Raw genomic sequence first — 24,168 nt, forward strand, 5'->3', positions numbered from 1 at the left:
GGCGCCACCGGCTCCCCGGAAATGGCCGCCCTTTTGCCGACATCGATTGCCTGACATGTCTATGTCGCTGATTGTGACCAAAAGCGGTCAGAAAGCCGACCATCACCGCCCAGCGCGATGAAAGAGCCGTGAACGGGTGCAAAATCCGGATATGAACAACCCCTCCCGTCCGACACGGCGCCGGGCTCTCGGCACCGCGCTGTTCGCCGGCTCATCCGCCTTGCTCGTCACCTCACTCGCCTCCACCTCCGCCCACGCGTCCGGCGGCGACGACACCGAGAACCTGACGCCCGACCAGGCGCTGGCGCTGCTGCACGAGGGCAACCGCCGCTACCGCCGCGACCGCTCCCGCCAGCCCCATCTCAGCCAGGCCAGGCGCGAGGAGACCGCCGGCGCCCAGCACCCGTTCGCACTGGTGCTCGGCTGCCTGGACTCCCGCGTGCCGGTCGAGCACGTCTTCGACCGGGGCATCGGCGACCTCGCCGTGGTCCGCACCGGCGGGCAGGTGCTCGACGCCTCCGTGACGGCCAGCGTCACCTACGGCGGCGCCCACCTGCACGTGCCGCTGATCATGGTGCTGGGCCACAGCTCCTGCGGCGCGGTGACGGCCGCGGTGCAGTACGTGGAGTCGGGCGAGACGCCGCCCGCCGACATCGAGCCCTTCGTCACCGGCATCCGCCCGGCCGTCGAGGAGGCCATGACGCTGCCCGGCGACGACCTGGTGGCCAAGACGATCGACGTCAACGCCCGCCAGATCGCCGAGCGGCTGCGCGGCAACGAGTTCCTGGCGCCCTACATCGCCGAGGGCGCGCTTCGGGTGGTGAGCGCCCGCTACGACCTTGCCAGCGGCAGGGTCCACGACCTGTAGCGGCTCCCCCGCGACGCGAGGCGCCCGGGGTCCGGCCCGCTCACGCGGGTCCGGGCGCCGGGCGCCAGTGCGTCAGGGGTGCTGCTCGCTCTCGTGGCGGCTGTGGTCGGCCGGCTCCAGTTGCAGGGTGGAGTGCTCCACGTCGAAGTCGGTGGCCAGGCAGTCGCGCAGCCGGTCCAGCATGTGGGTGCAGTGGCCGAGCCGGTCGTCGTCGACCACGACGTGCGCCGAGAGCACCGGCACGCCCGAGGTGATGGTCCAGGCGTGCAGGTCGTGCACGTCGATCACGCCGGGCTGGGCGAGCAGCCGGGCCCGCACGTCGGTGATGTCCACGCCCTTGGGCACCGCCTCCAGCAGCACGTCCAGCGCCTCGCGGAGCAGGCCCCAGGCGCGCGGCACGATGAACAGCGCGATCGCCATGGACACGATCGCGTCGGCCCGGGTCCAGCCGGTGAACCAGATGATCACGGCGGCGGTGATCGCGGCCAGCGAGCCGAGGGCGTCGCTGAGGACTTCGAGGTAGGCGCCGCGCAGATTGAGGCTGTCGCGCTGGCCCCGGTACAGCAGCAGCAGGCCGGCGGCGTTGGCGAGCAGGCCGATGACGGCGATGGCCAGCATCAGGCCGCTGGAGACCTCGTGCGGCTCGGCGAGCCGCAGCACGCCCTGGTAGAGGATGTAGGCGGCCAGCGCGAACAGGACGAGCGCGTTCAGGGCGGCGGCCAGGATCTCGGCGCGCTGGTAGCCGTAGGTGCGCTTGGCGGTGGCCGGGCGGCCGGCGATCCACACGGCGACCAGCGCCAGCAGCAGGCCGCCCGCGTCGGCGCCCATGTGGGCGCCGTCGGCGAGCAGCGCGAGGCTGCCGGAGAGCACCGCGCCGACGATCTCGACCGCCATCACGGAGACGGTCAGCACCAGCACCGTGACGAGCCGCCCGCGGTGCGCGGACGCCGCCGTCGCGTGGCCGTGTCCGTGGCCGGCTCCCATCGCCGCCTCCCCCGTGTCGCGCAGCACGAGCAGCCCTAGGGGTCACGCTGCCCAGACGGACGGCCGAACGACTGTTCAGCCGTCACTGTTTATACAGCAACGGCTGTCTATACACCAAACCTTGTACAATGATTCTCATGCTCACCGCCGACGCCCGACTCGCCTCGATCCGCCGCCTCGGCCGCGCCCTGGCCGACCCCACCCGCTGCCGGCTGCTGCTCGCGCTCGCCGAGGGACCCGCCTACCCCGCGCAGCTGGCCCGGTCCCTCGATCTGACCAGGCAGAACGTCTCCAACCACCTGTCGTGCCTGCGGGGCTGCGGCCTGGTGCGGGCCCGCCCGGAGGGGCGCCAGACCCGGTATGAGCTGATCGACCCCGCGCTCGCGCACGCCCTGGACGACGTGCTGCGCATCGTGTCGGTGGTGGAGGAGCACAGCAGCCCCGACGACGCCGAGGTGCGCGCCGACGGCGGGCGGCCGGCCGCCATCGGGCCCGACCTGGACCGCGCCCGGATGCACCCGGCGCACACCGCCGCCGCGGACGCGGCGGCCGGGCTCAGCGGAGCGGCAGGATCCGCACCATGACGGCGGTGCCCTCGGCGGTCAGCTCCCCGTCGACGCGCACCTCGCCGGCCACGAAGACCTTGCGCCGCTCGGTGCCCGTCACCCGGCCGGTCACCTCGACCGGGCGGCCCAGCGGCGTGGGCCTGCGGTAGTCGACGCTCAGGTTCGCGGTCAGCCCCGGCATGCCGAGCACCACCGCGGCATGGCCCATCGCCTGGTCGAGCAGGGCGGCGATCCAGCCGCCGTGCACCAGGCCGGGCGGCCCTTGATAGGCGCCGCCCAGCACCACCTCGCCCCGCACGCCCTCGGCCGCGCCGGCCAGCCGCAGCGGCGGCGCCGCCGGGTTCAGCTCGGCGCCCACGGCGTTGGTGAGGGTGGTGTACTCGTCGCGGCCGTCGACCCGCCGGTGCAGCATCGCGCCGGTCTCGCGCCGGGCGCCTTCCAGCAGCGCGCTGATCCGGTCGACCTCCTCGGCCGCCTCGGCCAGCACGGCCGGGTCGGCGGTGCTGTGCGCGGTCGCGTCGACCAGCCGCCGGACCCGCTCCGCCAGCGCGGCGTGCTCGGCGGGCAGCCCCGACTCCGCGACCACCGTGAAGCCGTAGTCGGCCGGGTCGGGCAGCGGCGCGGGCGCGGTCATGTCGACGGTCATCGGCGGATCCCCCCGGATCGGCGGGCCTGGATGCGCCCGAACCGAATCCGATTCTAGGGAAGGGGCCGCCGCTGCGGCGGGCGGCCCCGCTGTGAGCTGGGACTCAGCGGGCCGCCCCGTCCGCGGCGGTGCTCAGGCGGGGCCGTCGCCGCCGTCGCGCTCGGCCAGGAAGCGCTCGAACTCCGCGCCGAGTTCGTCGGCGGTGGGGATGGCGCCGAGGTCGGGCGCGAGCAGGTTGCCGCCCTTGGCCTGGGCCTCCACATAGAGGTCGTACTGGCGCTCCAGGGCGCTGACCACGGACGCGGCGTCCTCGGAGGCGTCGACCTGCTGCTGGATCTCCTGCCGGGTGCGCTCCGCGGTCTCGACCAGCTCCTCCTCGGGCAGCGACAGGCCCGTGGAGCGCGCCACCGCGCGCAGCGCCGCCACCGTGGCGTCGGGATAGCCGAGCTGGGCCAGGTAGTGCGGGACGTGCACGGCGAAGCCGAGGGCGTCGCGGCCCTGCTCGCCCAGCCGGAACTCCAGCAGCGCGGCGACGCTGCCGGGCACCTCGACCTTGTTGAAGAACGAGGTGTGCTCGGCGATCAGCTCCTTGCGGGTGGCGTGGGCGGTCATCCCGACCGGTCGGGTGTGCGGCACCGCCATCGGGATGCCGTGCGCGGTGACGGTCAGCCGGACGCCGAAGCGCTCGATCAGCCCGGTGAGCGCCGCCACGAAGCGGTTCCACTGCTGGTCGGGCTCGGGGCCCGTCAGCAGCAGGAAGGGCTCGCCGGCGGCGTCGGTGACCTCGCGCACCACCAGCTCGGGCAGCTTCGCGTCGGCCCAGTGGTCCTCGTCGAAGACCATCTGCGGGCGGCGCGAGCGGTAGTCCAGGAGCTGGTCGACGTCGAAGGTGGCCACCACGCGGTGCTCCATCCGCTCGATGAGGTGGCCGCCGAGCAGCTTGCCGGCCTTGCCCGCGTCGAGGAATCCGTCGAACAGCGCCAGCAGCACCGGCGCTTCGGCCTCCGGCGGCCGGGCGTCCAGCTCGTACAGCTCACGGGGGTCCAGTGGCACGACTCCACCTTCCACGAAAAGAGTGCGGGCGACATGTTCACGTTAGACAACCGCGCGACGCGTCCCGGCAATCCCCGGATCTCGACCGGGTCACACCCGGCGCGCCGCACCGGGCCGGGACGGACCGGCCGCCGCCCTCGCGCACAATGGCAGGTATGCGGATTCTGGTGGCTGACGACGACGCCGCGGTGCGCGCCTCGCTCACACGGGCGCTGCGCTTCAACGGCTACGAGGTCGACACCGCGGCCGACGGCCAGGAGGCGCTGGACCGGATCGCCGCCGACCGCCCCGACGCGCTGGTCCTGGACATCATGATGCCGCGCCTGGACGGCCTGGGCGCCTGCCGCCGGCTGCGCGCGGGCGGCGACGACCTGCCCGTGCTGATGCTCACCGCCCGCGACGCGCTCGGCGACCGGGTGGCCGGCCTGGACGCCGGCGCCGACGACTACCTGCCCAAGCCCTTCGAGCTGGACGAGCTGCTGGCCCGGCTGCGCGCGCTGCTGCGGCGGGCCCGCGGCTTCGGCCGCACCGAGCGGCGCGAGGTGCTGGAGTTCGCCGACCTCGCCCTGGACGTGGCCGCCCGCGAGGTCACCCGCGCGGGCCGCCCGCTCCAGCTCACCCGCACCGAGTTCGACCTGCTGGAGTTCATGATGCGCCACCCGCGCCAGGTGCTGTCGAAGTCGCAGCTGCTGGAGGAGGTGTGGGGCTACGACTTCGGCCAGGCGTCCAACTCCCTGGAGGTCTACATCGGCTACCTGCGCCGCAAGACCGAGGAGGGCGGCCTGCCCCGGCTGATCCACACCGTCCGCGGCGTCGGCTACGCGCTGCGGCGGCCCGACCCCTCCGCGGCGGGCGGCGGGCGGCGGACGTGAGCCCGCACCCGCCCGCGCCGCCGACCGGACCGGTCCGGCGCGACGCGGGCTGGACCGAGCTCTCCGGCCGCTACCTGGGCCGGCTGTCGCTGCGGGCCCGGGTCTCGCTGCTGGCCGCCCTCGCGGTGATCATCACCGTCGCGGTCTCCGGCGTCTTCACCTACCAGCTGGTCCGCACCCAGCTGCGCGAGACCACCGACCAGAGCCTGGCACTCCAGGCCCAGCAGTTCTCCAACAGCACCTTCGCCCAGGACTCCACCTTCTTCCGGCAGGCCGTCGGCGCCTACCAGGCCCTGGGCGTGAACATGGCCTACGCCGTACGGGGCGAGCTGCCGATCACCATCGCCGAGATGTCCCCGGCCGTCCCGCTGGACGACCCCGGCGTCCAGTCCGACGTGCGGCTCGCGCAGGCCGGCGTGAACGGCGTGCTGCTGCGCGACGCCTACTCCGAGGGCGTGCACGTGCGCGTCGCCACCGTCTCGGGGACCCCGGGCGTCGCCCTGGTGCTGATCCAGCCGCTGACCAGCGTGGACGCCTCACTGGCCCGGCTGGGCTGGCTGATGGTCGGCATCGGCCTGGTCGCGCTGGTCTTCGCGGTCACCGGCGGCTGGGCGATCGCCCGGGCCGGGCTGGCGCCCGTACGGCGGCTGTCGGAGGCGGCCGGCACCATCGCCCGCACCCAGGAGCTGAGCACCCGCCCCATCGAGGCCGAGGGCGACGACGAGATCGCCCAGCTGGCGGCGAGCTTCAACGCGATGGTGAGCGCGCTGGAGCAGTCGCGCCGGCGCCAGCGCCAGCTGGTAGCCGACGCCAGCCACGAACTGCGCACCCCGCTGACCAGCCTGCGCACCAACATCAGCCTGCTGCTCCAGTCGCGGCGCGCCCCCGACCGCGAACTCGACCCGGCCGACCTCGACGCGCTGCTGTGCGATGTCGACGCGCAGCTGGCCGAGCTGTCCCAGCTCATCAACGACCTGGTCGCGCTGGCCAGGGACGAGGAGCAGCCCAGGGAGATGGCGCCGGTGGACTTCGACGCCGTGGTGGCGGCCGCCGTGGAGCGGGTGCGCAGGCGCGACCCCTCGCGCGTCTTCAAGGTCGACCTGCGGCCGTGGCGGCTGACCGGCTCGGCGGCCGAACTGGAGCGCGCCGTGGTGAACCTGCTCGACAACGCGGTGAAGTTCAGCCCGAGCGCGCCCGCCGACCCCTCCGGGGAGGCGAACGCCGTCGAGGTGGAGCTGCGGGCCGGCCGGCTCACCGTCTCCGACCGCGGCCCCGGCATCCCCGAGCACGACCTCCCGCACATCTTCGACCGCTTCTACCGGTCGGCCGAGGCCCGCTCCCACGCCGGCTCGGGGCTCGGCCTGGCCATCGTCCGGCAGGCCGCCCTCAACCACGGCGGCGACGTGCGGGCCGAGAACCGCCCCGGCGGCGGCACCCGGATGTGGATGTACGTGCCCGGCCGGCCCGGCTGAGCCCTTCCGCCGACCACCGCACCTCGCCTGCCTGCCCTTTCGCATATCCGCGCTCCGGCACGGCACCGCGGGCCGCGAGGAGGTTCTTCGCGGCATTTCATGGCGCTCTTACCCATTTCTTAGACCCGCCGGGGAAGCTTGAGGGTGTCAGCAGGACGACCTGAGGTGAAGAGGCCAGGGCCATGAACGACTCCACTAATCGCGGTGAGGCACCCGACGCGGCGGCTGAGGGTAACGGCGCGGCGAACGCACGGCCCGAGCCCCAGCCCACCGACCGCGCGGAGGAGACCGCCCGCATCGACCGGCCCGAGCAGCGGCCCGCGACCGAGTCGCCGGACGCCGCGCAGGGCCGGCCGGCCGAGCAGGACCGGCAGAGCCACCAGGGCGAGCCGTCCGCCGGTCCGCGGGTCACCGGCGACGGTCCGCACCACACCGGCGCGCACGTCCGCCCCGACCAGACCCTGGTCGACCGGCCGGCGCCCGCGCACGGCGAGGCCCAGCACGGCTCCCCCGGCCGGCCGCCCGGCGGCCCGGCCTACCACGGCCAGGGCGGCGCGCCGCAGCACACCCCGGGTTACGGCCCGCCGACGCACACACCGGTCGGCGGTCCGCCGCCGACCGACCCGGTGGGCTGGTTCCACCACTCCGGAAACGTTCCCCCTGGCGGCACCGGCCTGCCCCCGTCTGGCGAGAGCGCGGGCAGTCCTGGATATCCGCCGCCCGGCGCGGGCCCGGTTGCGCAGCCGGCGCAACCGCGGTCCCGCCGTCGGCAGACCATCCTGCTGGTCGGCGCCACCGCGCTGGTGACCAGCCTGATCGTCGGCCCCACCGCCGCCTACGTCACGACGGAGCTGTCCGGCGACGGCGCGGTCAGCTCGCTCGACCAGCAGCCCGGCGGGGGCGGCGCCCCGGCCGGCGACGTCAGCGAGGTCGCCGACTCGGTGCTGCCCAGCGTCGTGTCGATCTTCGCCGGGGAGTCCGGCGGCAGCGGTGTGATCATCAGCTCCGACGGCCAGATCATGACCAACAACCACGTGGTGGCCAACGCCCGCGACGGCGAGATCACCGTCCAGTTCAACGACGGCAGCACCGCGACCGCGCGGGTGCTGGGCACCGATCCCACCTCCGACCTGGCCGTGATCCAGGCCGACGGGGTCAGCGAACTCACCCCGGCGCGCCTGGGCGACTCCTCGCAGCTCCAGGTCGGCGACGAGGTGGTGGCGATCGGCTCGCCGCTCGGCCTGAGCGGCACCGTCACCACCGGCATCGTCAGCGCGGTGAACCGGCCGGTGAACACCACCGCCTCGCAGCAGGAGCAGCAGCAGCCCGAGGACTTCCCGTTCGACCTGCCGCAACAGGACGAGGAGCCGCAGACGATCACCCCGACGGTGATCGACGCCATCCAGACCGACGCGCCGATCAACCCGGGCAACTCCGGCGGCGCCCTGGTGAACATGAGCGGCGAGGTGATCGGGATCAACTCCGTCATCATGTCGGGCGCCCAGGCCGGGTCCATCGGCCTCGGCTTCGCCATCCCGGTGAACGCGGCGCGGCCCATCGCCGAGCAGCTGATCGACACCGGCACGGCCACCTACACCGTCCTCGGCGTGTCCATCAACGACGCCATCGGCGAGAACGGCCTCGGCGAGGGGGCCCAGGTCGCGCAGGTGCAGTCGGGCGGCCCCGCCGACGGGGGCGGCCTGCGCGAGGGCGACGTGATCACCCAGGTGAACGACCGAAGAGTGGCCAACGGCGACGACCTCATCGCGGCGGTGCGCTCGCACCGGCCCGACGACACCGTGACCATCACCTACCAGCGCGGCGGGCACGAGCGCACCGCCGAGGTGACCCTGGCCGGCGAGACGGTCCCGTCCTAAGGAACGGACCGTCTCGGCCGACCAGGCCGCAGACGCCGGGCAGGCCGGTGAGGGCCGGCCGCACAGGGCCCGGCGAAGCCCCGGGAGTGGGCCCCTCCTCTCCCACCCCGGGGATCGGGGGGATGAGAACGGGGGCGGCCCGCACGGGCCGCCCCCGGCTTCTCCCCCGCCGCCGCGGCAAGCACCGCGGCGGCGGGGGACGCGAGCGGCCCGTCCCGGCACATCGCCTGCCGGACGGGCGCGGAGGTGTCCGGCGGGTGACACCGGGGCACCGACCCCGGTGAACGGGCCACCCGCCGGACACCCGGCCCTCCCCGCTCAGGAGCCCAGCGACTCCCGCACCCGGCGCGCCGCGCTCACCAGGTTGCGCAGGGCCGGCTCGACCTCGGCGTAGCCGCGGGTCTTGAGCCCGCAGTCGGGGTTCACCCACAGCCGGTCCGGCTCGACCGCGGCCAGCGCCCGGCGCAGCGCCGCCTCGATCTCCTCCTCCGACGGCACCCGCGGCGAGTGGATGTCGTACACGCCGGGGCCGATCTCCCTGCGGTAGCCGACATCGCGCAGGTCGGCGACCAGCTCCATCCGCGAGCGGGCCGCCTCGACGCTGGTGACGTCGGCGTCCAGCTCGCCGATGGCGCCGATGACCTCGCCGAACTCCGAGTAGCACATGTGGGTGTGCACGGTGGTGGTGTCGGCCACCCCCGAGGTGGCCAGCCTGAAGGCCTCGGCCGCCCAGGCCAGGTAGGCCGGCTGCTCGTCCCGGCGCAGCGGCAGCAGCTCGCGCAGCGCCGGCTCGTCGACCTGGATGTGCCGGATGCCGGCCGCCTCCAGGTCGCGCACCTCGTCGCGCAGCGCCAGCGCCACCTGCCGGGCGGTCTCCGCGAGCGGCTGGTCGTCGCGGACGAAGGACCAGGCCAGCATGGTGACCGGCCCGGTCAGCATGCCCTTGACCGGCTTGGCGGTGCGCGACTGGGCGTAGCGCGCCCACTCCACGGTCATCGGCGCGGGCCGCGACACGTCGCCGAACAGGATCGGCGGCCGCACGTAGCGGGAGCCGTAGGACTGCACCCAGCCGTGCTCGGTGGCGGCGTAGCCGGCCAGCTGCTCGGCGAAGTACTGCACCATGTCGTTGCGCTCGGGCTCGCCGTGCACCAGCACGTCGAGGCCGATGTCCTCCTGGAGCGCGATGACGCGGTCGATCTCCGCGCGCATCAGCCGCTCGTACTCCTCCCGTGGCAGCCGCCCGGCCCGCAGCCCGGCGCGGGCCGCCCGCACCTCGGCCGTCTGCGGGAAGGAGCCGATCGTGGTGGTGGCGAGCGGCGGCAGCGCGCCCGCGCCGCCCTGGCGCTGGGCGCGGACCCGCACGGCGTAGTCGGCGCGGGGACGGCCGGCGCCAAGCGCGTCCAGCCGGGCGCGCACCTGGTGGTCGGTGAACGCGCCGCCGGCCGGGCGGCCGGCCGCCAGCCGGTCGCCGAGCGCCTCGGTGCCCTCGGCCAGGCCGAGCGCGATCAGCGCCAGCTCGTCCAGCTTCTGTCGGGCGAAGGCCAGCCGCTCCCGCAGCCGGGGGTCCAGCCCGGTCTCGGCCGCCAGGTCGAGCGGGACGTGCTGGAGCGAGCAGGAGGTGGACACGGTCAGGCCGCCGGCCAGGCCGAGCAGCGAGGCGGCCATGGCCAGCGCGCCGCCCAGGTCGGTCCGCCAGACATTGCGGCCGTCGACCAGCCCGGCCTCAAGCACCTTGCCGCCCAGGCCGCCGGCGGCGGCCAGCGCGTCCCGGTTGGCCGGGCCGGCGACGAAGTCAAGGCCGACGCCCTCCACCGGGGCGGCGGCCAGCACCGGCAGCGCCGCGCCGATCGCGCCGAAGTAGGTGGAGACCGTGATGGCGGGGCGGGCCTCCCGTTCGCCGAGGTACCGGTAGGCGCGGCGCAGCGCGGCCAGCTCCTCGGGAGTGCGGTCGGCGGCCAGCGCCGGCTCGTCCAGGCGCACGGCCGCGGCCCCGGCCCGGTGCAGCCGCTCCAGCAGCTCGCCGTAGCAGGGCAGCAGCTCGTCCAGGCGGTCGAGCGGGGCGAAGCCCTCCGGCGCGGACGCGTCGGGCTTGGACAGCAGCAGGAAGGTGAGCGGGCCGATCAGGACCGGCCGGGTCTCCACCCCCTGCGCACGCGCCTCCTCGAACTCCTCGACCGGCTTGGCGCCCGACAGCCGCAGCGGCGTCGCCGGCCCGATCTCGGGGACGAGGTAGTGGTAGTTGGTGTCGAACCACTTCGTCATCTCCAGCGGCGGGGCGGCGTCGGAGCCCCGGGCCATGGCGAAGTAGGCGTCGAGTTCGCCCGCGCGGTCGCTCGCGGCGGCCGCGGCGGCGCGGAAGCGCTCGGGCACGGCGCCGAACAGCAGCGCCGTGTCGAGCATCTGGTCGTAGTAGGTGAAGGTGTTGGACGGTACGGCGGCGATGCCGGCCGCGGCCATCGCGGCGACGGCGTCGCGGCGCAGGGCGGCCGCGGCGGCGTCCAGTTCGGCCGCGGTGGTGCGGCCGGCCCAGTAGCCCTCGACGGCGCGCTTGAGCTCGCGGCGCGGGCCGATGTGCGGGTATCCGTGCACCGATGTGGCGGGTACGGGCGTGTTCACGGCGTCCTCTCCCTCGTGGACGGCTCCGAAAGGTCCACGGCGGGGGCAGGACGCGGCGGGCGGCCGAGCGTGCGGCCGCCGAGACGCCCTGGCCGTCCCGAGCGGCCGCGGACCTGCCGCGCGCCGGCGGCGCGCGGGCGGCGGGCAGGTCTTCGGACTCGCGGGCGCGCGCCGCACGCGCCCCGGCCGCCCTGACGGGCGCCGAGACCGCGTGCGCGCTCCTACTGGCCGTCGCTTCCCAGAGGCCGATGGCGCCTCAAGTGCTGATGACGGCGGTCGTTCCCGCTCACCGCTGCGGGGCAGTTCCGGACTCGCACCGGATTCCCTCTACCGGCCCCCACGGCGCGGCGCGCGAAGCGCCGCGGACGTCGGGACCGCTTGGGCGCCCGGCCGGCCGGGGCCGGCCGGGCGAACCCGTCGCGCAGGCGAGTATACGGGCCGCCTCCCGGCGGGCGAGGCGCGCCGGAACACGTCCGGAATCCGCCGCGGCAGGGCGGCGCGGGCGGCGGTCGGATAGGCTCCAAGACGATGAGCGACGACAGCGACAGCGAGACCCGGGGCGGTTCCGGCACACCCGGCGCACCCGGCGTTTCCGGCGACAACGACGGTTCCGGCACACCTGGACGATCCGCCGCCACGGCCGACGCCGACCCCCCCGGCGGAGCCTCGGCCGACGACGCCGACGGCGGCACCGACGACACCGCGGAGCCCACCCGGCGCACCCGGAAGAAGGGGTCCGGCTCCTTCTGGAAGGAGCTGCCGATCCTGATCGCGATCGCGCTCGTGCTGTCGTTCGCGATCCAGACCTGGGTGGTGCGGCCCTACTACGTTCCGTCCGGCTCGATGGAGAACACCCTCCAGATCGACGACCGCGTGTTCGTGAACAAGTTCATCTACCGGTTCACCGACATCCAGCGCGGCGACGTGATCGTGTTCAACGGCGGCGACTCCTGGGACGAGGACACCGTCGTGCTCCCCGAGGAGCCGCTGAACCCGATCGCGGGCTTCTTCAACTCCGTGAGCCAGGCGCTGGGCATGGCGCCCACCGGCCGCGACTACGTCAAGCGCGTCATCGGGCTGCCCGGCGACACCGTCGAGTGCTGCGACGTGGAGAACCGGGTGCTGGTGAACGGCGTGCCGCTGGACGAGCCGTACCTGTACCCGGGCAGCCTGGAGACCCACGAGGAGTTCGGCCCGGTCACCGTCCCCGAGGGGCGGCTGTGGGTGCTGGGCGACCACCGCGCGGTCTCCTACGACTCCCGGGGCCACTCCTCCGACGAGTCCAGCGACGGCACCATCTCCGAGGCCTCGGTGCTGGGCCAGGCGTTCATGATCCACTGGCCGCTCGACCGGATCAGCATGCTGGAGCGGCCGGCCACCTTCGACGTGCTGGGGCCGAGCGCGTCCCCGGCCGCTGCCGCGCCGCTGGTGCTGGGCCTCGCGCTGGCCGTCCCGATCCACCTGGCCGGCCGCCGGCTGTGGCGGCGCGGGGACTGAACGCCCGCTCCGCCGTCGCTCACCATCCCGACCCCCGTCCGCCCGCCGGCGGCGGGGGTCAGCGCGGTCCGGCGGGACCGGTGGCGGTGAGCACCGCCAGCTCGCCCTCGCCGTCGTCATCGTCGTCCGCGGGCGGCACCGCCTCCGGCGCCGCCGCGCTCGCCACCCGGATGCCGGTGTAGAGCACGAAGGCGGCGGCCAGCGTGAGCGAGAAGGCGGGCAGCGCGATACCGGAGTCCTTGGTGGCCAGGCCGACCGCGCCGGTGGTCAGGCAGCCGACCACGGCGGCGCGCACCAGCGGGGCGTGACCGTACACCCGCCGCAGCACCGCGCCGTGGGCCGGGCGGGCCGCGATCGCGAACAGCGCGACCAGCGCGCAGACCGTGAGCAGGGTCAGCGGCCAGTTGCTGAGGGTGCCCACCATCGCGGCCAGCTTCCGCACCACCACCGTGACGGCCTCGCCGTCGAGGATCTGCCCGAAGAAGGCGCCGAAGTGGCTGCGCTCGCTGGCGGGCCGCAGGTAGTCCAGGAAGGCGAAGGACAGCACCAGCACCAGCCCCGCGCCGCCGGCCAGCGCGAAGCGCAGCACGGTGACGCGCCAGCCGGCCAGCATCATCACGGTGACCCCGATCGCGGGCACCAGCACGATGACGCCGCCGAAGCTGGTGCCCAGCCCCGGCCAGCCCACCACCACGATGGTGACCGCGCCGACCAGCGCGGCGGGCGCGGCCAGCCAGGCGCGCGAGCGGTGCGGCGCGCGGGTGCGCAGCACCTGGGTGAGGCAGCTCAGCGCGATCAGCAGCGAGGCGGTGAGCGCGGCCAGCGGGAGGTTGCCGGTGCCGTAGAAGCGGCCCGCCACGATCGGCGAGTAGCCGGTCAGGTTGTTCATCTGCAGGCTCGCCCCGGTGGCGATGTCGACGCCCATGACCAGCGCGGTGAACGCGGCCACGAAGGCGCCCGGCCCCAGCGGCGAGCGCCGCCACGGGCCCGCCGCGGCCAGCGCGGTGATCAGCGCGGTGATCGCGGCCACCGTGCCGACCAGGGCGGGCGGCGCGGGCTCGACCCGCCACCACGGCACCAGATTGGCCAGGTAGACCGCGACGGGCAGCGCCATCGCGGCCAGCAGGGCGGGGCCGGCCAGCGCCCGGACCGGGCCGGCCGCCGCGGCCAGCCGGGCCGCGGCCGAGGCGGGCAGCGCCAGCGGGCCGAGCCGCAGGGGGACGTCGGCGGTGCGGCGGCCGCTCCCCCACACCGCCAGCACGCCCAGGCCGAGCGCGGCCACCAGCGCGGCCACCAGGAAGGTGAAGAACGGCGCCTTGACCCGGTCGACCACCATGGCGGTGTCGTTCACGTCGCGCAGCCGGTGCAGGGCGTCGGCGGTGTCCTCGGGGCCGTCGGCGGGCCGCCACAGCCGCCCGATCATCCCGGTGGCCGGCTCGGCGCCCAGGGTGCGCAGCACGGCGGTGGGGATGTCGGTGAGCGTGACCAGGCCGGGGTGGCGGGTGGAGTCCGAACTCAGGTACGGGGGGCGGTACTCGCCGCCGGTGGGGGCCGGGCCGCGGGCCAGCAGGACGTTCAGCTCCGAGCCGCCGCCGGTGCCCGAGGTGCCCGCGACCAGCACGGCGGCGTCGCCGGGGGCGGCGTCCAGTACCGCGGCCACCGCGTCGTCGACACGTTCGAGCAGTTCGGGGCGCTCGGGGACCGGCTCGGCCTCCGGCTCCTCCGGCTCCTCGCCCTCCTCGGTCTCCGGCCACAGCGGCAGGTAGGCGCGGGCGAGGTCGTCGATGTCGACCACGGCGAGGGTGGCGGCCGACCACTGGGCGTCGGTGACGCGGCCCACGCCGCTCGCGTAGAGGTCGACGGCGCCGGTGCGGTCGGCGGCGCCGAGCACCGCGCCGGGGCCCACCGCGAGGGTGCGGCCGCCGGCGTCGCGCACCGCCTGGCCGAGCGAGCCGACCCGGGCGCCGTAGTGCGAGCCCGCGTTGGCGGCGGCGATCGTGTCGAATTCCGGCACGGTCGCGCCCGAGCCGCCCGGGCCGTCGTCGGTGGCGGTGGGCAGCACGCAGCCGGGGCTGTCGGGCGGCCGCCAGGTGGCCCGCTGGCCCGCGGAGATGGTGAGCCAGCCGTCCATCGGGCAGGTGCGCGGGGTCACGGTGCGGATGGAGAGGTTGGCGGCGGCGCCCCGCTCGGCGGTCCGCCACAGGGTGGGCGTGCCCTCGGGGGTGATGTCCTCCCAGGTGAGGCCGGGGACACCGATCAGGACGACGTGGTCGGTGGCGGCTTCGACGCCTTCGGCCGTGCCGGCCGGCTCAGCCGGTTCGTCCGGATCGGCCCGGTCCGGCTCCGCCTCGTCGGCGGCGGTGTCGGCGGCCCCGGCGGTGCCGTCCGCCTCGGCGGTGGCGTCCGCTCCGGCCGTGTCGGCCGCCGCCGGCTGGGTCCACACCGCCACGGCGAGTAGTGCGGCCAGGGCGGCCAGCAACCGTTCCCGGATCCGGGGTGCCCGAATAGACCTGCTGCCGTACTCCACGCCTGTACTCTCCGACCGCGATCGCCAGGCCGGCTCACTCGACGGAGCGCCGGCGCCAGCCGGTGGCCCGTGTGGCTCGGGAAAGCGCGTCGCGCGCCGGCAGCCCGCGCCCGCTGGCGCTCCGGCGACACGGCCCCGCCGGCTGCGGCGTCGCCCCTGGGGCTCACCCGGGGCCGCGCCCCTAGCGTAATGGATGTGCCGTACGGCGACCGCCTAACCGACCGGCGCGCCACGTGACGAGCCGGACACGATCCGCTCCCGGCGCCGCGGCGCGCTCACTCCCACGGCCGGGAGAGCAGCCACTGGTCGATCAGGGTGTCGTAGCACAGCTCGAAGCGGCCCGCGCCGGGCTCCGGCCCCGCGTCGATCCGCCAGAAGCGCTGCTCGGAGACGTGCGGGCCCGGCCGGCCCGGGCCGCCGCCGGACCGGCGGATGCGGACCCAGTGGTCGAGCACCCGGCGGACGGTGTGGACGCGCCCCTGCCAGGCGAAGCGCTCGGGACGGCCGTCGCCGCCGGTCCAGACCTGGACGGGCTCCCCGAACACCCGGCTCACCGCGCTCCCCTCGGCCGTGGCGCGCACGCGCCGGCGCCCCGGAGGGGCCGCCGGACCGGCCGGCGCCAGTCCATCGAACATGCGTTCGATACCGTCGATGGTAGCGCAGATCGGCCACGTTCGGGGGCGGCGCGAGCACGGTCCGGTATGGCACACTCGTGGCTCTGCCTGGACCGGCACCCGCGGGAGGTCGCCATGACGGTACGGACACAGCGGCACAGAGGGGTCCCCGGAGTCCGCGCCTACAAGAAGCGGCGCACCCGGCTGGCGCTGATCGACGCCGCCCTCGACCTCTTCCTCGAACACGGCTACGAGACGACGACCGTCGACGCCGTCGCGGCCGCGGTCGGCGTCTCGCAGCGCACCTTCTTCCGCTACTTCCCGAACAAGGACGAAGTGGTGCTGACCCCGTTCGGGGAGCTGGGCGCGGCCATCACCGAGGCGCTGCGCGCCCGCCCGGCGCAGGAGCCGCCGCTGGCCGCGCTGCACGCCGCGGCGCGGACGGCGCTGACCGCCCACTGCGGGACCGGCGGGCCCGCCAGTGTGGAGCGCTTCGCGAAGGTGCAGTGGGTGCTGCGCGACAACCCGGCGCTGGCGGCCCGCCAGCTGTTCCGCGCCGCCGGCGTCGACCGCGCGCTGGTCGCCGGGGTGCTCGACCGCCGGGCGGAGGACCCGGAGGCGCCGCTGCGCGCCGAGCTGACAGCGCGGGTGTTCGCCGCCGCGTTCCGGGTGGCGCTCCAGACGTGGGCGGACCGGCCGCCGGCCACCCTTGAGGGCCTGCTGTCCGACCTGGACCGCACGATGGCGCTCGTGGCGGTGCGCGAGCCCTCCGACCAGGGCACGGCGTCCGCTTCCGGCGCCGGGGACCCGCGCGCCATTACGGGTGAATCCCCCTAAGCTAAGCGCGACGGCCTCCCCCTTCCTCCAAGGATCGAGCAACGGTGGCGAACGGCACCCCCCGCGGCAACCCGCTGCGTCCGAACGACCCCAGGGCGCTGGGCCCCTACCGGATCACCGCCCGGCTCGGACGCGGCGGCATGGGCACCGTGTACCTGGCGGACGACCCGCAGGGCCACCCGGTCGCCGTCAAGATCATCAACACCGAACTGGCCGACGACGCCGCCTTCCGGGCGCGATTCCAGCGCGAGGTGCGCTCCGCGCAGCGGGTGGCCCGCTTCTGCACCGCCCCGGTGATCGACGCCCGGCTCGACGGCGAGCCCCTGTTCGTGGTCACCGAGTTCGTGGACGGCCCGAACCTCGCCGAGGCCGTGCAGCGCGACGGCGTGATGCGCGGCGCCACCCTGGAGGGGCTGGCCGTGGGCGTCGCCTCCGCGCTGGTCGCCATCCACAACGCCGGCGTCATCCACCGCGACCTCAAGCCGGCCAATGTGCTGCTGTCCACCGTCGGGCCGCGGGTGATCGACTTCGGCATCGCCCGCGCGCTGGACACCGTCGGCGACGCCACCAAGACCGGCCAGCTGCTCGGCACCCCCGCCTACCTCGCCCCCGAGCTGATCGCCGGCGGCGAGCCCTCGCCGGCCTCCGACATCTTCTCCTGGGGCTGCCTGGTCGCCTACGCCGGGGAGGGCAGCGCGCCCTTCGACGCCCCCACCGTCCCGGCCGTGCTCTACAACGTCGCGCACAGCGAGCCCAATCTCGGCCGGCTCGACCCCGCGCTGCGCGGCCTGGTGGAGCGGGCGCTGAGCAAGGACCCGCTGCAGCGGCCCAGCGCGCAGGACGTGCTGAACCACCTCGTCGGCGACACCAGCCCCGACACCATCAACCGCACCCTGGCGGCCGGCTTCGCCGCCCCCGGCCCGGCGCAGCGTCCGCCGGCCACCGGCACCGCCTGGACGGCGCCGGCCGGCACCGCGCCGCAGGGCCGGCCCGCCCCCGTGTCCGAGCAGCCGGGCACCACCGAGGTGGTGCACGCCAGCGCGCCGGAGCCGGCCGGGCGGTTCGCCGAGCCGCCCGCACAGGCGGTCCTTCCGCCCACCCATCCGATGCCGGGTCCGCAGCAGTCCTGGCAGGGTCCGTCCGGCGGGCAGCCGACCGAAGCGTGGGGCCCGCGGCCGCCGGAGGCGGGCCCGTCCGGCCCGAACCCGGCCCTGGGCGGGCCCTCGGGTCCGCAGCCGCCCCTGCCGGGGCCGGCCGCGGGCGGGCGGCCGCCCGGGCGGGGCGGGGCCTCCCGGCGGACGCTGCTGATCGGCGGCGGGGCCGTCGCCCTGGTGCTCGTACTGGTGGCCGCCGCCGTCCTGGTGATGAACCCGTGGGGCCCCAGCGGCCCGCCGCAGAACCGGCAGAGCTTCTACGCCGACGTCTTCGAGGACACCGACAGCGACTGGCCCGGCTCCTCCGGCTACGAGGCCGGGAGCGCCGCCAGCTACTACGGCTACCTCGACGGGCGCTACTACATCCGGGAGGAGGTCGACGGCGGCGTCCAGCACGTCCTGAGCCCCGGGGGCGGCCTCTTCCCCAAGAACCTCTACATGGAGGTCGACGCCCACGTCGAGGCGGGCCCCGACTACGCCGAGTACGGCATGTCCTGCTTCACCATGGACAGCGACGACGCCGAACTGGAGACCCGCTACGAGTTCCTGGTCCGCGTCGACGGCCAGGGCGCGCTGATCCGCCGGGTCTCGGCCGCCGAGGGCACCACAGAGCTGGCCACCGCCACCGGCGTGCCCGGGCTCGACACCACCCTGGAGGCGAGCAACCTGCTCCAGGCCGCCTGCGAGACGGTCGACAGCTCGGTGCGGCTGCGGCTGTGGGTCAACGACGAGCCGGTGCTGGAGGCCGTCGACTCCGAGCCGCTGCCCGGGGCCACGGATCCCGAGGGCGGCGGCACCGGACTGCTCGTCACCCGGTCCAGCGGCAGCGGCGACGACACCATCGTCGCCTTCGACAACTACCTGCTCTGCACCATCGAAGCGGCCGAGTGACGCGGCGGCCGGCGGGGTCCTCCGCCGGCGCGCCGCCCTGACGGGGAGGAACGGCGAGATCATGCGCGCAGTCGTGGTGGAGGAGCCCGGCGGCCCCGAGGTGCTGCGGGTGCGGGAGACCGCCGACCCGGTGCCGGGGCCCGGCGAGATCGCGGTCGACGTCGCCGCCAGCGGGGTGAACTTCATCGACGTCTACCACCGCAGCGGCCTGTACCCGCTGCCGGCGCCCTTCACCCCGGGCATGGAGGGGGCCGGCACGGTCAGCGCGCTCGGCGCCGGGGTGTCCGGGCTCGCGGTGGGCGACCGCGTCGGCTGGGTGATGCTGCCCGGCAGCTACGCCGAGCGCGCGGTGATCCCGGCCGACCGCGCCGTACCGCTGCCCGACGGCGTCTCCACCGAGCTGGCCGCGGCCGCGCTGCTGCAGGGCATGACCGCCCACTTCCTGACCCGCACCGCCCACACCGTCCGCGAGGGCGACGACGTACTGGTGCACGCCGCCGCGGGCGGCATGGGGCTGCTGCTGACCCAGCTGGTCAAACTGCACGGCGGCCGCGTCATCGGCACCGTGTCCACCGCCGAGAAGGAGGCGGTGGCGCGGGCGGCCGGAGCCGACGAGGTGATCCGGTACACCGAGGAGCCCGTCGACACCGCCGTGCGGAAGCTGACCGGCGGCGCGGGGGTGGCCGTGGTCTACGACGGCGTGGGGGCGGCGACCTTCGACGCGAGCCTGGCCTCGCTGCGCCCGCGCGGGCTGCTCGCCGTCTTCGGCCAGGCCAGCGGGGTGGTACCGCCGGTGGAGCTGCAGCGGCTGAACGCGGCGGGCTCGGTCTTTTTGACCCGCCCCACCCTCGCGCACTACATCGCCGACCGCGCGGAGCTGCTGACCCGCAGCCGCGAGCTGTTCGAGTGGATCCGGGCGGGGCGGCTCGACGTGCGGGTGAACGCGCGCTACCCGCTGGCCGACGCCGGCCGGGCCCACGAGGACCTGACCGGGCGCCGGACCACCGGCAAGAGCATCCTGCTCGTCCGCTGAGCCGCTCGGGCCGGGCGCGCTAGCGGGCCGGGCCGCGGCCGTCGCCGGCGGGTTCGTCGGGCGGCTGCTGCGCGCCGGCGGGCATCTGCGGCTCGGCCGGGGCGGCGCCGCCACCGGTGCGGCCCTGGGCGGCCGCGGCCGCCTCGGCCTTGGCCACCTCCACCGCCTCGGCGGCCTCAGCCGCCGCGTCCGAGGTGCCGGCGGGCAGCTGGCCCGGGCCGCGGCCGAGCTGCCCGGCCTCGCGGCGCCGCCGCTGCTCCTCCTGGTAGGCGGCGCTCAGCCGCGCCACCCGCTCGTCGGACTCGGCGGTGTCGCCGGTGAAGGCCTTGCTGACGGCCTGCACCGCGCTGGTGAACTCGCCGGGGATCACGAAGAAGGTGGTGTTCTCGCCCTCGGCGAGCGCCGGCAGGGTGCGCAGGTACTGGTAGGCGAGCAGCTTGGGGTCGGCGTCATTGGCGTGGATGGACTGGAAGACGCGCTCGATGGCCTGCGACTCGCCGTCGGCCCGCAGGATGGCGGCCTGCTTCTCGCCCTCGGCGGTCAGGATCGCGCTGGCCTTCTCGCCCTCGGCGGTCAGGATCTTCGACGCCCGGGAGCCCTCGGCGGTGAGGATCGCGGCGCGCTTGTCGCGCTCGGCGCGCATCTGCTTCTCCATCGCCTCCTTGATGGAGGGCGGCGGGTCGATGGCCTTGATCTCCACCCGGTTCACCCGGATGCCCCACTTGCCCGTCGCCTCGTCCAGCACCCCGCGCAGCCGGTTGTTGATCTCGTCGCGCGAGGTGAGGGTGCGCTCCAGGTCCATGCCGCCGATGACGTTGCGCAGGGTGGTGACGGTGAGCTGGTCGATGGCCTGCAGGTAGCTGGCCACCTCGTAGGTGGCGGCCCGCGGGTCGGTGACCTGGTAGTACAGCACCGTGTCGATGTTCACCACCAGGTTGTCCTCGGTGATCACCGGCTGCGGGCGGGAGGAGTACACCTGCTCGCGCATGTCGATCAGCGGGCGGTGCACCCGGTCGACGATCGGGATGACGAAGTTCAGCCCCGGTTCGAGGGTGCGGCTGTAGCGGCCGAGACGCTCCACGATCCCGGCGCGCGCCTGCGGCACGATGCGCACCGTGCGGACCACGAAGGCCACCGCGAGCACCGCGATGACGACCCCGACGATTTCCCAGAAGAACATTGGGTCCAGTCCCTTCAGTGCCCGGTTCGGCGACCGGCCGGGCGCGCGGTCACGATGGCAGCGGCTCGCGCGGGTAGACGACGGCGGTGGCGCCGTCGATCTCCATCACGTCCACGGTGGCGCCCGCCGGGATGACCAGGGTCTCGTCGTAGGCGCGGGCGCTCCAGTCCTCGCCGGCCAGCCGGACGCGGCCGCTGGAGCCGGTGACCTCCTCGGTGACCTCCGCCGAGCGGCCGACCAGGGCGGCGACTCCGGTGCGCAGCACCGGCGGCTCCTTGATGTGGCGCTTGGCTATCGGCCTGACCACCAGCAGGCCGGCGGCCGCGGCGATGACGAAGGCGACGACCTGCCCGGCGAAGCCCACGCCCACGGCGCCGACGATGCCCGCGACGAGGGCGGCGATGGCGATGAGTCCGAGGGCGAGCGTGAGGGTGAACATCTCCGCGATGCCGAGCAGGCCCGCGGCGATGAGCCAGATGACCCAGTAGGGCATTTCGGACCCCCTTGCACCCGCGTCTCGCGACGCCGTCGAGGACCGCGCGGTGGCCCGGCGAGCCGGACGCGCCGTTTCTTCGGCGTCCGCTGCTTGAAGCCTATCCACCTTCGCACCTCTCTGGCCAACCTCGCGCCGGGTTCCCCGCCGGAGCCGGGGCCGCCGTCTGCTTCCGGCCAGCGGACCCGCTTGGGAGCCGGGCGGAGTTCTGCGAGACTCGTCAGGGTGAGCCATTACCCCGATCAGCCGGGCGAGGGCGACCACCGCTACCAGGACCCGGCGGGATACCCCTACGGCCATCCGGGCCCGCTCCCCGGGGGCCCGCCGCCGGACGGCCACTACTGGACGAACGCCCCCGGCAGCCCCTACACCGCCGATTCCGCCGACTTCGCCGACCCCGCGTACCTGGAGCGCCTCGCCGCCGGGCAGGGCGATCCCACCGACCACCCCACCGATCCGGAGATGCCGGCCTTCACGGCCGCCGCCTGGCCCGAGCCTCCGCTGCTGCGGATCGGCGACATCTCGGTGTCGCGCGAGTACGTCGCCACCCCGGCCGGGACCGTGCCGCTGGCGGGCACCAACTGGATCGTCAACGACCTCACCTTCACCCGCTACCGGGTGTCGGCGGCCGGCATCGTGCTCAGCGTCGCGATGGTCTTCGTCATCTCGGTCTTCAGCCTGCTCTTCCTGCTCATGCGCGAACAGGTCGTGCGCGGCCACATCCAGGTGACCGTGCACGGAAACGGCCTGTACCACACCACGGCCGTCCCCATCACCGCCGCCCACGAGATCGGCTACGTCCTGGGCCAGGTGAACCAGGCCCGCACCATGGCGGGCTGAGCCGGGGCCCGCGGGCGGCCCCGCATCGGAGCTCAGATCCGCATCCCGGTCAGCATGAGGAACCACCCCTTGCAGGTGGCCGGGTAGTCGCGGCCGGGGCCCTGGAGCAGTCCGGCCTTCCGGTCGGCGTAGACGACGAGGCTGATCTGGGCCCGGTTGTCGGGCTCGGAGGTGACCGTCCACTGGAACCCGACCGTGAACTGCCGCTGCACCTGGACGTCGGACTCCGGGTCCCGCGCTCCCCGTTCGACATAACTCCACAGGAAGATGTCGCGCATGGTGACCTGGAACTCGGTGGGCTCCCGCTTCGGCTGGGCGAGCCGGTAGCGCCGCTCGCCCATCGCCGCCAGCACCGGCACGGTCAGCCGGATCGCCGGCCTCAGCTCCAGCCGCTTCTCCTTCAGGATCCGCGTCGCCAGGGCATAGTCCCAGTCCGTCCGCACCGCGCACCTCCGCTCCCGCGCAATCTAACGGCAGCGCTCCGCACACCGACCCCCGGGCTGATCGCCGAGCGCGCCCCCAGGCCACCGGGCGCGGCGCAGCCGCGCAGCCGGGGGGCTCCGGGGGGTCGTCCCCCCGGGAGAATGACAGAACCGACCCGGCGAGCACGCGCAGCGTGCGAGCAGGGTCGGCCAGAGGTTCGGGCGCCCCCGGCAGGAATCGAACCTGCGACCAACGGATTAGAAGTCCGCCGCTCTGTCCTCTGAGCTACGAGGGCCCGTTTCAATTGTGCAGGCCAGGCTTGGCCCTATTGCATGCGTGACCTGCGCATTTGACTGTTAGGCAGGTCACCTGGGCGCTGTGCCGCACCGCGCTGGACGGCGGGCGGCCGCGGGTGCATACCCGGGGCGGGCGGCTCCGGGTGTGCGGGTCTCATCCGCACCATGAGACTGCCGCAAGCTTAGCGAAGAGTCCCCCGGTTTTTCACGGTTAGACCGATAGTGACCCGTTATGTCGGGTCCGCCGAGCACGGCACCGCGGCGCCACTCTAGAGGCCCGGTCGGCCCGGCGTGGAACCAGATGCCGGGTATGCGCGCTCGCCGCGCGGGTCCGCGGGCCCCGCTCCGGCCGCCGTCCGCGCCTGCGGCGCCCCTGGACGGCGCCTCGATGCGCGGCCGCTGCGGGTGCCGGTTGCGGACAGTGACCTCACTGCTGATAACGCTTATATATATCCAGTTATGGCCCATGCTCAAGTAGGTTTCGGCCGTCCGTTCCAAGGTGTCCTGACCTGGCCGACTCCGGCCGCCCCGGCGTGGCGCCGCGGGCCGCGCAGCGGGGCGAATCGGCGCCCGCGCCCGCCGCGCCGCCGCCGGCACCCGTAGGGTGGAAGCGCGAGGTCGTCGACGTGCGAAGGAGTGGCAGTGGACACGGAGGAGTTCTGGGACCTCGTCAACCACACCTATGTCTCGGCCGAGGGCCAGATCGAGCGGCAGACCGACCTGCTGGCCGACCTGCTGGTGGCGCTGGACGACCCCGAGCGCATCGTCGCCTTCCAATCGGTCTTCGACTCCTATCTCGACAGCGCGCTCACCGGTGAGCTGTGGGGCGCCGCCGCCCTGATCGAGGGCGGCTACAGCGCGGAGGGCTTCCGCGACTTCCGCTGCTGGCTGATCTCGCGGGGCCGCGTCGTGTACGAACTGGTCGTCGCCGACCCCGAGAGCCTGGCCGACCTGGACGAGCTGGACCCCTGGGGCGGCGACACCTTCGGCTCCGCCGCCCGCTACGCCTACGAGCGGGCGACCGGTTCACAGCTGCCCGAGCCGGCGGCCGCCGACACCCCCGCCCCCTACCGGACCCCGTTCGAGGACCTGGCCCGGCGCTACCCCAGACTCGCGGCCCGGGTGGCCCCCGGCGCCGACGAACTGGCCGACGCCTCCCTGGACTCCTTCGACTGAGCGGCCGCGCCGGCCCGCCGCGGGCCGCACCCGGGGCCGGGGGGGCGCCCGCGCCGGGCCGGTGCGCGGAGGCGTCCCGGCCGCCCTCGGCCCGGGCCGGTACCGGCAGGGCGGGCAGAAGACCCGGGTTGCGGACGGCGCGGCCCACTCGGCGATTTCGGCCTGGTAGCCGCTGGTTCGTGGCCGGTGGTCCGGATCGGACTGCGCCAGATCGCGGCTTTTCCGCCGTCGCCGCCGCGTTCCGGAGCACCGC

At 74.8% G+C, this 24,168-nt stretch carries 19 protein-coding genes, 1 tRNA gene, 1 pseudogene and 1 riboswitch; of the genes and pseudogenes, 11 read left to right on the top strand and 10 right to left on the bottom strand.

From position 1 onward, the window contains the following. The first annotated feature begins 151 nt into the window (after positions 1–151). Positions 152–868 (top strand): carbonic anhydrase, encoded by a 717-nt coding sequence (locus tag CLV72_RS20940; protein ID WP_106249101.1) that lies wholly within the window; start codon positions 152–154, stop codon positions 866–868. A gap of 72 nt (positions 869–940) precedes the next feature. Here the strand turns inward: CLV72_RS20940 and CLV72_RS20945 are convergent, their stop codons facing one another. Next, complete coding sequence (locus CLV72_RS20945; protein WP_106249104.1) at positions 941–1,852, bottom strand: cation diffusion facilitator family transporter; 912 nt, start codon at positions 1,850–1,852, stop codon at positions 941–943. Positions 1,853–1,980: 128 nt separating this feature from the next. On the opposite strand from CLV72_RS20945, the pseudogene cmtR reads away from it, so the two are divergent. Continuing rightward, a pseudogene (gene cmtR / locus CLV72_RS20950) lies at positions 1,981–2,301 on the top strand (Cd(II)/Pb(II)-sensing metalloregulatory transcriptional regulator CmtR); the annotation flags it as partial. Between the two features lie 106 nt (positions 2,302–2,407). On the opposite strand, the gene CLV72_RS20955 reads toward cmtR, so the two are convergent. Together CLV72_RS20955 and CLV72_RS20960 are read right to left on the bottom strand one after the other, a co-directional pair. After that, entirely contained in the window at positions 2,408–3,064 is a 657-nt protein-coding gene (locus CLV72_RS20955) for a PaaI family thioesterase (protein WP_106249109.1), read from the bottom strand. A gap of 132 nt (positions 3,065–3,196) precedes the next feature. Continuing rightward, positions 3,197–4,117 (bottom strand): proteasome assembly chaperone family protein, encoded by a 921-nt coding sequence (locus CLV72_RS20960; RefSeq protein WP_106249111.1) that lies wholly within the window; start codon positions 4,115–4,117, stop codon positions 3,197–3,199. A gap of 146 nt (positions 4,118–4,263) precedes the next feature. Between CLV72_RS20960 and CLV72_RS20965 the strand changes: the two genes are divergently transcribed. From CLV72_RS20965 to CLV72_RS20975, 3 genes are all read left to right on the top strand, one after another. Then, on the top strand, positions 4,264–4,989 hold the full coding sequence (locus CLV72_RS20965) for a response regulator transcription factor (protein ID WP_245930337.1): 726 nt from the start codon (positions 4,264–4,266) through the stop codon (positions 4,987–4,989). Then, on the top strand, positions 4,986–6,461 hold the full coding sequence (locus CLV72_RS20970) for a sensor histidine kinase (RefSeq protein ID WP_106249115.1): 1,476 nt from the start codon (positions 4,986–4,988) through the stop codon (positions 6,459–6,461). Before CLV72_RS20965 ends, CLV72_RS20970 begins: the two co-directional genes overlap by 4 nt. A gap of 182 nt (positions 6,462–6,643) precedes the next feature. After that, positions 6,644–8,338 (top strand): S1C family serine protease, encoded by a 1,695-nt coding sequence (locus CLV72_RS20975; protein WP_106249118.1) that lies wholly within the window; start codon positions 6,644–6,646, stop codon positions 8,336–8,338. Between the two features lie 318 nt (positions 8,339–8,656). Here CLV72_RS20975 and metE read toward each other — a convergent pair whose 3' ends face one another. Beyond that, complete coding sequence (gene metE / locus CLV72_RS20980; RefSeq protein WP_106249121.1) at positions 8,657–10,954, bottom strand: 5-methyltetrahydropteroyltriglutamate--homocysteine S-methyltransferase; 2,298 nt, start codon at positions 10,952–10,954, stop codon at positions 8,657–8,659. Between the two features lie 146 nt (positions 10,955–11,100). Next, positions 11,101–11,281, bottom strand: a riboswitch (cobalamin riboswitch). 201 nt (positions 11,282–11,482) lie between these two features. Between metE and lepB the strand changes: the two genes are divergently transcribed. After that, on the top strand, positions 11,483–12,451 hold the full coding sequence (gene lepB, locus CLV72_RS20985) for a signal peptidase I (protein WP_106249124.1): 969 nt from the start codon (positions 11,483–11,485) through the stop codon (positions 12,449–12,451). A 58-nt stretch (positions 12,452–12,509) separates the two neighbouring features. Here lepB and CLV72_RS20990 read toward each other — a convergent pair whose 3' ends face one another. Next, the gene (locus CLV72_RS20990; RefSeq protein ID WP_146159508.1) at positions 12,510–14,978 is read right to left on the bottom strand and encodes an alkaline phosphatase family protein; all 2,469 of its coding nucleotides are present in this window, start codon (positions 14,976–14,978) and stop codon (positions 12,510–12,512) included. Positions 14,979–15,253: 275 nt separating this feature from the next. Beyond that, complete coding sequence (locus tag CLV72_RS20995; protein ID WP_106249609.1) at positions 15,254–15,532, bottom strand: DUF6504 family protein; 279 nt, start codon at positions 15,530–15,532, stop codon at positions 15,254–15,256. A gap of 195 nt (positions 15,533–15,727) precedes the next feature. Between CLV72_RS20995 and CLV72_RS21000 the strand changes: the two genes are divergently transcribed. The 3 genes from CLV72_RS21000 (at position 15,728) to CLV72_RS21010 (ending at position 19,507) form a co-directional block, all read left to right on the top strand. Then, entirely contained in the window at positions 15,728–16,429 is a 702-nt protein-coding gene (locus CLV72_RS21000) for a TetR family transcriptional regulator (RefSeq protein ID WP_170141057.1), read from the top strand. Between the two features lie 44 nt (positions 16,430–16,473). After that, positions 16,474–18,474 carry a serine/threonine-protein kinase gene (locus tag CLV72_RS21005; RefSeq protein ID WP_245930338.1) on the top strand — a complete coding sequence of 667 codons (2,001 nt, stop codon included), beginning with the start codon at positions 16,474–16,476 and terminating at the stop codon, positions 18,472–18,474. Between the two features lie 61 nt (positions 18,475–18,535). Continuing rightward, positions 18,536–19,507, top strand: a complete 972-nt coding sequence (locus CLV72_RS21010) for a quinone oxidoreductase family protein (RefSeq protein ID WP_106249131.1) — start codon at positions 18,536–18,538, stop codon at positions 19,505–19,507. A gap of 19 nt (positions 19,508–19,526) precedes the next feature. On the opposite strand, the gene CLV72_RS21015 is transcribed toward CLV72_RS21010, so the two are convergent. Both CLV72_RS21015 and CLV72_RS21020 read right to left on the bottom strand, forming a co-directional pair. Further along, positions 19,527–20,687: an SPFH domain-containing protein gene (locus CLV72_RS21015; RefSeq protein ID WP_106249134.1), complete on the bottom strand. Its 1,161-nt coding sequence runs from the start codon at positions 20,685–20,687 to the stop codon at positions 19,527–19,529. Positions 20,688–20,736: 49 nt separating this feature from the next. After that, on the bottom strand, positions 20,737–21,180 hold the full coding sequence (locus tag CLV72_RS21020) for an NfeD family protein (RefSeq protein ID WP_106249137.1): 444 nt from the start codon (positions 21,178–21,180) through the stop codon (positions 20,737–20,739). Positions 21,181–21,405: 225 nt separating this feature from the next. Between CLV72_RS21020 and CLV72_RS21025 the strand changes: the two genes are divergently transcribed. Beyond that, positions 21,406–22,020 carry a hypothetical protein gene (locus tag CLV72_RS21025; RefSeq protein WP_106249140.1) on the top strand — a complete coding sequence of 205 codons (615 nt, stop codon included), beginning with the start codon at positions 21,406–21,408 and terminating at the stop codon, positions 22,018–22,020. A 32-nt stretch (positions 22,021–22,052) separates the two neighbouring features. On the opposite strand, the gene CLV72_RS21030 is transcribed toward CLV72_RS21025, so the two are convergent. Both CLV72_RS21030 and CLV72_RS21035 read right to left on the bottom strand, forming a co-directional pair. After that, entirely contained in the window at positions 22,053–22,463 is a 411-nt protein-coding gene (locus tag CLV72_RS21030) for a hypothetical protein (RefSeq protein WP_106249143.1), read from the bottom strand. Positions 22,464–22,665: 202 nt separating this feature from the next. Beyond that, a tRNA-Arg gene (locus tag CLV72_RS21035) sits at positions 22,666–22,738 on the bottom strand. A 643-nt stretch (positions 22,739–23,381) separates the two neighbouring features. Between CLV72_RS21035 and CLV72_RS33700 the strand changes: the two genes are divergently transcribed. Next, positions 23,382–23,915, top strand: coding sequence for a DUF4240 domain-containing protein (locus tag CLV72_RS33700; RefSeq protein ID WP_170141058.1), 534 nt, complete (start codon positions 23,382–23,384; stop codon positions 23,913–23,915). Positions 23,916–24,168: the final 253 nt, after the last annotated feature.

Origin of the sequence: Allonocardiopsis opalescens (genome assembly GCF_003002095.1) — a bacterium.
Lineage (GTDB): Bacteria > Actinomycetota > Actinomycetes > Streptosporangiales > Streptosporangiaceae > Allonocardiopsis > Allonocardiopsis opalescens.